General features: G+C 70.8%; 8 protein-coding genes. 7 read left to right on the top strand and 1 reads right to left on the bottom strand.

Annotation, left to right across the window (positions count from 1 at the left end; all coding sequences use genetic code 11):
* Nucleotides 1-185: 185 nt before the first annotated feature.
* Complete coding sequence (locus VF330_RS10975; RefSeq protein ID WP_330851429.1) at nt 186-941, bottom strand: NYN domain-containing protein; 756 nt, start codon at nt 939-941, stop codon at nt 186-188.
* 69 nt (nt 942-1,010) lie between these two features.
* Between VF330_RS10975 and VF330_RS10970 the strand changes: the two genes are divergently transcribed.
* The 7 genes from VF330_RS10970 to VF330_RS10940 all read left to right on the top strand — a co-directional run bounded on the left by VF330_RS10970 (nt 1,011) and on the right by VF330_RS10940 (nt 6,969).
* A complete protein-coding gene (locus VF330_RS10970) occupies nt 1,011-1,877 on the top strand; it encodes an alpha/beta hydrolase (RefSeq protein WP_330851428.1) in 867 nt (288 codons plus the stop codon).
* Between the two features lie 36 nt (nt 1,878-1,913).
* Entirely contained in the window at nt 1,914-2,300 is a 387-nt protein-coding gene (locus tag VF330_RS10965; RefSeq protein ID WP_330851427.1) for a hypothetical protein, read from the top strand.
* Nucleotides 2,301-2,388: 88 nt separating this feature from the next.
* On the top strand, nt 2,389-2,832 hold the full coding sequence (locus VF330_RS10960; protein ID WP_330851426.1) for a hypothetical protein: 444 nt from the start codon (nt 2,389-2,391) through the stop codon (nt 2,830-2,832).
* A 46-nt stretch (nt 2,833-2,878) separates the two neighbouring features.
* Entirely contained in the window at nt 2,879-3,937 is a 1,059-nt protein-coding gene (locus VF330_RS10955; RefSeq protein ID WP_330851425.1) for an iron ABC transporter permease, read from the top strand.
* Entirely contained in the window at nt 3,934-4,983 is a 1,050-nt protein-coding gene (locus tag VF330_RS10950) for an iron ABC transporter permease (protein ID WP_330851424.1), read from the top strand. The genes VF330_RS10955 and VF330_RS10950 overlap by 4 nt, the downstream gene beginning before the upstream one ends.
* A gap of 29 nt (nt 4,984-5,012) precedes the next feature.
* On the top strand, nt 5,013-5,846 hold the full coding sequence (locus VF330_RS10945) for an ABC transporter ATP-binding protein (protein WP_330851423.1): 834 nt from the start codon (nt 5,013-5,015) through the stop codon (nt 5,844-5,846).
* Nucleotides 5,847-5,940: 94 nt separating this feature from the next.
* Nucleotides 5,941-6,969, top strand: coding sequence for an iron-siderophore ABC transporter substrate-binding protein (locus tag VF330_RS10940; RefSeq protein WP_330851422.1), 1,029 nt, complete (start codon nt 5,941-5,943; stop codon nt 6,967-6,969).
* Nucleotide 6,970: the final 1 nt, after the last annotated feature.

Here is a 6,970-nt window from a genome sequence, read left to right as displayed (position 1 = left end):
CGGGTCCCCGTCCACGTGGTCTGGGGCGAGAGCGACCGCATCGTCGACGTCGAGTACGGCCGCGCGTTCGCCGCGGCGATCCCCGGCGCCACGTTCACGCCGCTGCCCCGCAGCGGGCACCTGCCGCAGGTGGAGACGCCGGAGGAACTGCTCGACGTGCTCCTCCAGCTGAGCTGAGCACCCCGCTAGGCGACCGGCCGGCGGCGCTTGTCGCGGGTGTAAATGATCGCCGACTTTCCGTCGCCGGGGCTGCGGCGGTCGAACTCGAACAGGGTCGTCGCGGTGATCAGGTCGCTGAGCTTGGAGTAGCCGTAGGTGCGCGAGTCGAAGTCCGGGCGCTGCTTGGTGATGATGCTGCCAACGGACGCGAGCGCGGCCCAGCCGTCGTCGTCCGAGGCCGCCTCGACGGCGTTGCGCAGCTGCTTGACCAGGGCCTTGTCGGCCTTGAGCAGCTCGGCGGCCGTGGAGGTCCTCGGCTTCGGAGCGGCCTCGACCGGGGGCGCGAGCAGGTTCTCGATGTAGATGAACTTGTCGCAGGCGGCGACGAACGGCTGCGGCGTCTTGCGTTCGCCGAAGCCGTAGACGGTCAGGCCGGACTCCCGCAGGCGGGCGGCGAGCCGGGTGAAGTCGCTGTCGCTGGAGACGATGCAGAAGCCGTCGAAGCGTCCCGAGTAGAGCAGGTCCATCGCGTCGATGACCATCGCCGCGTCGGTGGCGTTCTTGCCGGTCGTGTACGCGAACTGCTGGATCGGCTGGATCGACTGCGCGAGCAGGTGGTCCTTCCAGCCCTTGAGGCTCGTGCCGGTCCAGTCGCCGTAGGCCCGCTTGACGTGGGCGGTGCCGTACTTGGCGACCTCGGCCAGCAGTCCCTCGGTGATCGACGAACGCGCGTTGTCGGCGTCGATCAGCACCGCTAGCCGTGCCGTGTTGTCGCTGGCCATGGTTCTCGCGCCCCTCGAAGTCCGCCGCACAGGTCGCTGGGATTATCCGTGACCTAGTAAAGGAGGACAGTGAACCTGCACAGCTTCATCGACCCGAAGCTCGCCCCGCACGTCGAGGAGATGCGCGCGCTGAACGCCCGCCGCGGCGTCCGGCGGGGTCCGGGCAGCCACGACGAGGTGCTCGCCCTGCGCACACCGCCGCTGGACTCCACGCTGGTCGGGGCCGCCGGCAGGCAGGTGCCCGTGCGCATCCATCTGCCCGAGGGAACCCCGCGAGGCGTCTACCTCGACTTCCACGGCGGCGGCTTCTACCTCGGCCTGACGCCGCAGGACGCCGACCGCGACCAGCGGCTGGCGGACGCGCTCGGCGTGGCGGTCGTCGGCGTCGACTACCGCCTCGCCCCGGAACACCCCTGGCCGGCCGCGCCCGACGACGCCGAGACCGCGGCCCTGTGGCTGCTCGACCACGCCGAGGAGCGCTTCGGCACGACCAGGCTGGCCATCGGCGGCTTCTCCGCGGGCGCCACCCTGGCCGTCACCACCCTGCTCCGGCTGGGCGAGCGGGCGCGGAGCTTCACCGGCGCCGCACTCCAGTTCGGCACCTACGACCTGAGCGGCCGGACGCCCGCGGGCAGGCTGATCGCCGGCGAGTACTTCCTCCAGGCGTACGCGGGCCACGTGCCCGACCGCACGGTCCCGGACATCTCCCCCGTCTTCGGCGACCTGCGCGCCCTGCCGCCGTCGCTGCTGGTCGTCGGCGCGCTCGACGTCCTGCTGGAGGACAACCTGGCGATGGCGGCACGGCTGGCCGCGGTGGGCGAGGTCGAACTGAAGGTCTACCCGGAGTCGGGGCACGGCTTCACCAACCGCGACACGGCGATGGCCCGCGCGGCGCGGGAGGACATCGAGGACTGGCTGCGGAACAAGCTCTCCTAGACTCCGCTTCTCCGGAGATCAACAAGGGGTGGCGAGATGAAGCTCGGCGATGTCACGCGGACCGCACTGGCGTGCGTCCGGATCTTCAACGGCGCACTGGGCCTGTTCGCCGCGCACAGGATGGCGAGCAGCCTGGGCGACGACCTGCGGGACGACAAGCGGTTCGTCTACCCCGCGCGCATGTTCGGCGTCCGCACGCTCGTCCTCGGCGTCGACCTGCTGACGCTGCGGCCGGACGCGCCGAACGCCCGCCGCGTGCTGGGCCAGGCCGTGCTCATCCACGCCACGGACACGGCCGCCGCTCTCTACGCGGGCAAGCGCGGCGAACTGCCCGCCAAGGCCGCGAAGCTCACGACGATCATCTCCGCCGTGAACACGGGCCTGGCCGTCGTGTCGCTCGTGGCGGCGAGGAAGGAGCGCTAGGGAGTCGACCAGGGTGTCTCCCTGGCGCGAACGGGCGCCCCGACCGGCGACTCTGGTCCGGCACACAGGACTTCGAGGAGCCGAGGACATGCCCACCATCACCCTGACCCAGCAGACCACCGCGACGCCCGAGCAGTTCGTCGCGGGACTGACCGACTTCGGCCCCGGCCGCGCGGAGCTCTTCCCCAACAGCGCCGACGACGCCCTGCGGGTGCACGAGAAGGGCGACGCGTTCGCCGACGTCACCGAGGGGTCGGGCGGCATCTGGGAGCGTCTGCACTACGACTGGTCCGACCCGGGCCACGTCGTCCTGCGGACCGTCGACTCCAACGTGTGGGGCGGGCGGTCCGGCCACACCTACACGTTCACGAGGCAGGCCGACGGCACCACGCTCGTGCGTGCCGAGGTCGTGCGCGAGGGCAAGAACCTCAAGGGGAAGCTGCTCGGGCTGTCCCTGGGCCTGCTCGGCAAGAAGGTGCTGGGCGGCGCGCTGGAGAAGACCGTGCGGGCCGTCGAGGCACGGGTTAGGTAAGGGTGCCCTGACCAGACCGGACGATCGGCGGCTAACGTACCCGGTCGTGAGCATCGTGGTGGAGCAACGCGGGCCGGACCCCGCAGCGGCGAGTCCGCGCCGGCGGCGGCTGACCGGGCTGGCGTGCCTGGTCGTCCTGCTCGCCGCCGGCGCGGTGCTGTCGCTGGTGATCGGTGCGCGGGCGCTCTCCCCCGCCGAGGTGTGGCAGGGGCTGTTCGGCGATCCCGGCACCGACCAGCGGCTCGTCGAGATCACGCTGATCGTGCAGACGCTGCGGGTGCCGCGGACGGTGCTCGCGGTCGTGGCGGGCCTCGCGCTCGGCGTCGCGGGCGCGGTGATCCAGGGCCACACCCGCAACCCCATCGCGGACACCGGCCTGCTCGGCGTGAACGCCGGCGCGTCGTTCGCCGTGGTGCTCGCCGTCCACCTGTTCGGTCTGCAGAACCCGTTGCAGTACATGTGGTTCGCGTTCCTCGGCGCGGCGGCGTCCGGCGTGGTCGTGTTCGGCCTGTCGAGCCTCGGCCGCGGCGCGGGCAACCCGTTGACGCTCGTGCTGGCCGGGCAGGGCGTCACGATCTTCCTGACGGCCATGACCGGCGCGGTCGCGCTGTCCGACAAGCAGGCGCTGGACGTGCTGCGGTTCTTCAACGCGGGCTCGGTGCAGGGCGTCGGCTGGGACGTGATCATCGTCGCGTCGGTGTTCGTCGCGATCGGCCTGTTCCTGGCGGCGCTGAACCTGCCCGCGATCAACCTGCTGAACCTCGGCGACGACGTCGCGCGCGGCCTCGGCGTGAACATCGCGCTGGGCAGGACGGTCGGCGTGCTGGCCGTGACGCTGCTCGCGGGCGCGGCGACGGCGGCGTGCGGCCCGATCGCGTTCCTGGGCCTGATGGTCGCGCACGTCGCGCGGTGGCTGACGGGCCCGGACTACCGGTTCCTGGTGCCGTTCGCCGGGGTGCTCGGCGCCGTGGTGCTGCTCTTCGGCGACATGGTGGGACGGCTCGCGGTGCGTCCCGCCGAACTGCAGGCCGGCATCGTCATCTCCCTCGTCGGCGCCCCGTTCGTCGCGGCGCTGGTGTGGCTCGGGAAGTTCAGGCAGGCATGAGCACCCGGATGCACCCCGGTGTCCGCGTCGGCCGCTGGTCCTGGGTCTGGCGCCCGTGGATCGCGCTGGTCACCCTGCTGCTCGCCGCGGCGACCTTCCTCGTCTTCTGCGTGTCGATCTCGGTCGGCGACTTCACCATCGAGCTCGGTGCGGTGTTCAGGACGCTGGTCGGGCAGGGCGAGCGCGTCGACGAGTTCGTGATCTTCGACCTGCGCCTGCCGCGCGCCCTGGTCGGCCTGATCGCCGGCGTCGCCCTGGGGATCTCCGGCGCCCTGACGCAGTCGGTGGCCCGCAACCCGTTGGCGAGCCCGGACGTCCTCGGCATCACCTCCGGCGCCAGCGCCACGGCGGTGTTCGTCGTGACGGCCGGCGGCGGCGCGGCCCTCGGCGGCTCCCTGGGCCTGCCGGCCGCGGCACTGCTGGGCGGTCTGCTGACCGGGCTGCTCGTCTACTTCCTGGCGTGGAAGAAGGGCATCGACGGCTTCCGGCTGATCCTGGTCGGCGTCTCGGTGAACGCGGCCATGCAGGCGCTCACGACGTGGCTGCTCGCCCTGGCGGACATCCGCGACGTGGCCCGCGCCCAGGCGTGGCTGGTCGGCTCGCTGAACGCGCGGTCGTGGACCGAGGTGTGGACGTCGCTGTGGCTGATGACCGCCCTGGTCCTGGTCGTGCTGTTCGTCGCCTTCCAGCTGCGGCCCATGCACTTCGGCGACGACGTGGCCGCCGGGCTCGGCGTCCGTTACGGGGCCGTGCGGGCGGTGCTGCTGCTGTGCGCGGTCCTGCTCGCCGGTGTCGCGGTCAGCGCCGCCGGGCCGGTGCCGTTCGTGGCGCTGGTCGGGCCGCAGATCGCCATGCGGCTGCTGCGGTCGCCGGTGCCGCCGCTGGTCGCCTCCGGGCTGTTCGGGGCGTTGCTGCTGATCGGGTCGGACCTGGTCGCGCGGGTGGTGCTGCCCAACGACCTGCCGGTCGGGATCGTGACCGCGGTCATCGGCGGGCCGTTCCTCGTGTACCTGCTGGTCCGGGCGAACGTGAAACGCGCCGCCTGAGGTCAGCCTCACCAAAGTAAGGTTGACCTATGACCGCGTTGCGCACCGATGCCGCCCGCCTGGGCGCCGAAGGCGTCACGGTCGGGTACGCCGACCGCGTCGTCCTCGACAACCTCGACGTCGCCATCCCGACGGGCGTGATCACCACCGTCATCGGCCCCAACGGCTGCGGCAAGTCGACGCTGCTGCGCACCCTGGCGAGACTGCTCAAGCCGCGCCGGGGCACGGTGCTGCTGGACGGCGACGACATCGCGCGCCTGAAGACCAAGGACGTCGCGAAGCGGATGGGGCTGCTCCCGCAGACGCCGATCGCGCCGGAGGGCCTCACGGTCGCCGACCTGGTCGCGCGGGGCCGGCACCCGCACCAGAGCTGGGTGCGGCAGTGGTCCAGCGACGACGCCGACGTGGTCGCACGGGCACTGGAGATGACCGGGGTCGCCGACCTCGCGCACCGGCCCGTCGACTCGCTGTCGGGAGGGCAGCGGCAGCGGGTGTGGATCTCCATGACGCTCGCGCAGGGCACGGACCTGTTGCTGCTCGACGAGCCGACGACGTACCTGGACCTCGCGCACGCCATCGACGTGATCGACCTCGTCGACGACCTGCACGAGGGCGGCTGCACGATCGTGATGGTGCTGCACGACCTCAACCTCGCGGTGCGCTACAGCGACAACCTGATCGTGATGAAGGACGGCTCGATCGTGGCGCAGGGGCACCCGAGCCGGGTGATCACCGGCGAGCTGCTGCGGGACACGTTCGGCTTGCAGGCCAAGGTGATCGACGACCCGGTCAGCGAGCGGCCGTTGATCGTGCCGATCGGGCGGACGCACGTGGTATCGAAGAGTGACCAAGAACTAGGTTAGCCTGCCCTAAGTGGGTGATAAGGTTCGGCTGTCCTAATTTCCCCCGCCGCGTGGGCAGCGAAGAACGAGGTGCCGAATGGGCCAGAGAACGACCATGACCTGGAAGCGACTGACCGCCGTGGCAGCAGCCGCGGTGGTCGGTGCCAGCGTCCTCGCCGGGTGCGGTTCCTCCACGCCTGCCACGACTCCCGACTCGGGCGGTGCCTCCGGTGGCACGTTCCCGGCGAAGGTCGAGCACTTCTTCGGCACGACCGAGATCAAGGAAGCGCCCAAGCGCGTCGTCTCCCTCGGCTACACCGACGACCAGACGATGCTCGCGCTGGGCACCGTGCCGGTCGGCATGGTCGACCAGTACCCGAACCCCGAGGGCAAGTCGCCCGACATCAACACCCAGTGGGCGTGGGTGAAGGACAAGTGGGGTTCGGCCAAGCCCGAGGTCGTCATGAAGAACGGCGACACCGAGCCGAACTACGAGAAGATCGCGCAGCTGCGCCCCGACCTGATCGTCGCGGTCTACTCCGAGGCCGACCAGTCCTGGTACGACAAGCTCAGCAAGATCGCCCCGGTGGTCGGCCGCACCAAGGCCGAGACCGAGCCGTTCTCCGCGAAGTGGCAGGACAACGCCCTGCAGATCGCGAAGGCGCTCGGCAAGGAGGCCGAGGGCGCCAAGATGATCAAGGAAGTCGACGACAAGATGGCCGCCGCCAAGACGGCGAACCCGGCCTGGGCGAACGAGACCGCGGTCGTCACGTCCTGGTACAAGGACTCCGTCGCGCCGTTCAGCACCACCGACGTGCGTGGCCAGGTCATCACCGGCATCGGCTTCAAGGGCAACACCAAGGTCGACGAGCTGGCGGCCGGCAAGTTCTTCGTGACGCTGTCGCCCGAGCGCATCGACGTGATGAACGTCGACCGCGTCTTCGTGATCGCGGACGAGGCGGACCAGAAGTCGTTGAAGGGCTTCGAGCTGTTCACCAACCTGCCCGCGGTGAAGGCCGGCAAGGTCCACTGGCTGCTCGACAGCGAGGGCCCCGCCATCGGCGCCGCGATCTCGCAGGCGACGCTCGCGTCCATGCCGTACGCGGTCGACGAACTGGTGAAGGCCGCCAAGTCGGCTGCCTAGC

The sequence above is a fragment of the Lentzea sp. genome (assembly GCF_036380075.1).
Classification (GTDB): Bacteria; Actinomycetota; Actinomycetes; order Mycobacteriales; family Pseudonocardiaceae; genus Lentzea.
The sequence above is the reverse complement of the archived record's forward strand: the minus strand, read 5'-3'. Positions and strand labels throughout refer to the sequence as shown.

What these genes read in the sequence shown, in the direction of transcription:
- VF330_RS10975 (WP_330851429.1), bottom strand. Translation starts at nt 941, where the DNA reads ATGGCCAGCGACAACACGGCACGGCTAGCGGTGCTGATCGACGCCGAC.
- VF330_RS10965 (WP_330851427.1), top strand. Translation starts at nt 1,914, where the DNA reads ATGAAGCTCGGCGATGTCACGCGGACCGCACTGGCGTGCGTCCGGATC.
- VF330_RS10960 (WP_330851426.1), top strand. Translation starts at nt 2,389, where the DNA reads ATGCCCACCATCACCCTGACCCAGCAGACCACCGCGACGCCCGAGCAG.
- VF330_RS10950 (WP_330851424.1), top strand. Translation starts at nt 3,934, where the DNA reads ATGAGCACCCGGATGCACCCCGGTGTCCGCGTCGGCCGCTGGTCCTGG.
- VF330_RS10945 (WP_330851423.1), top strand. Translation starts at nt 5,013, where the DNA reads ATGACCGCGTTGCGCACCGATGCCGCCCGCCTGGGCGCCGAAGGCGTC.
- VF330_RS10940 (WP_330851422.1), top strand. Translation starts at nt 5,941, where the DNA reads ATGACCTGGAAGCGACTGACCGCCGTGGCAGCAGCCGCGGTGGTCGGT.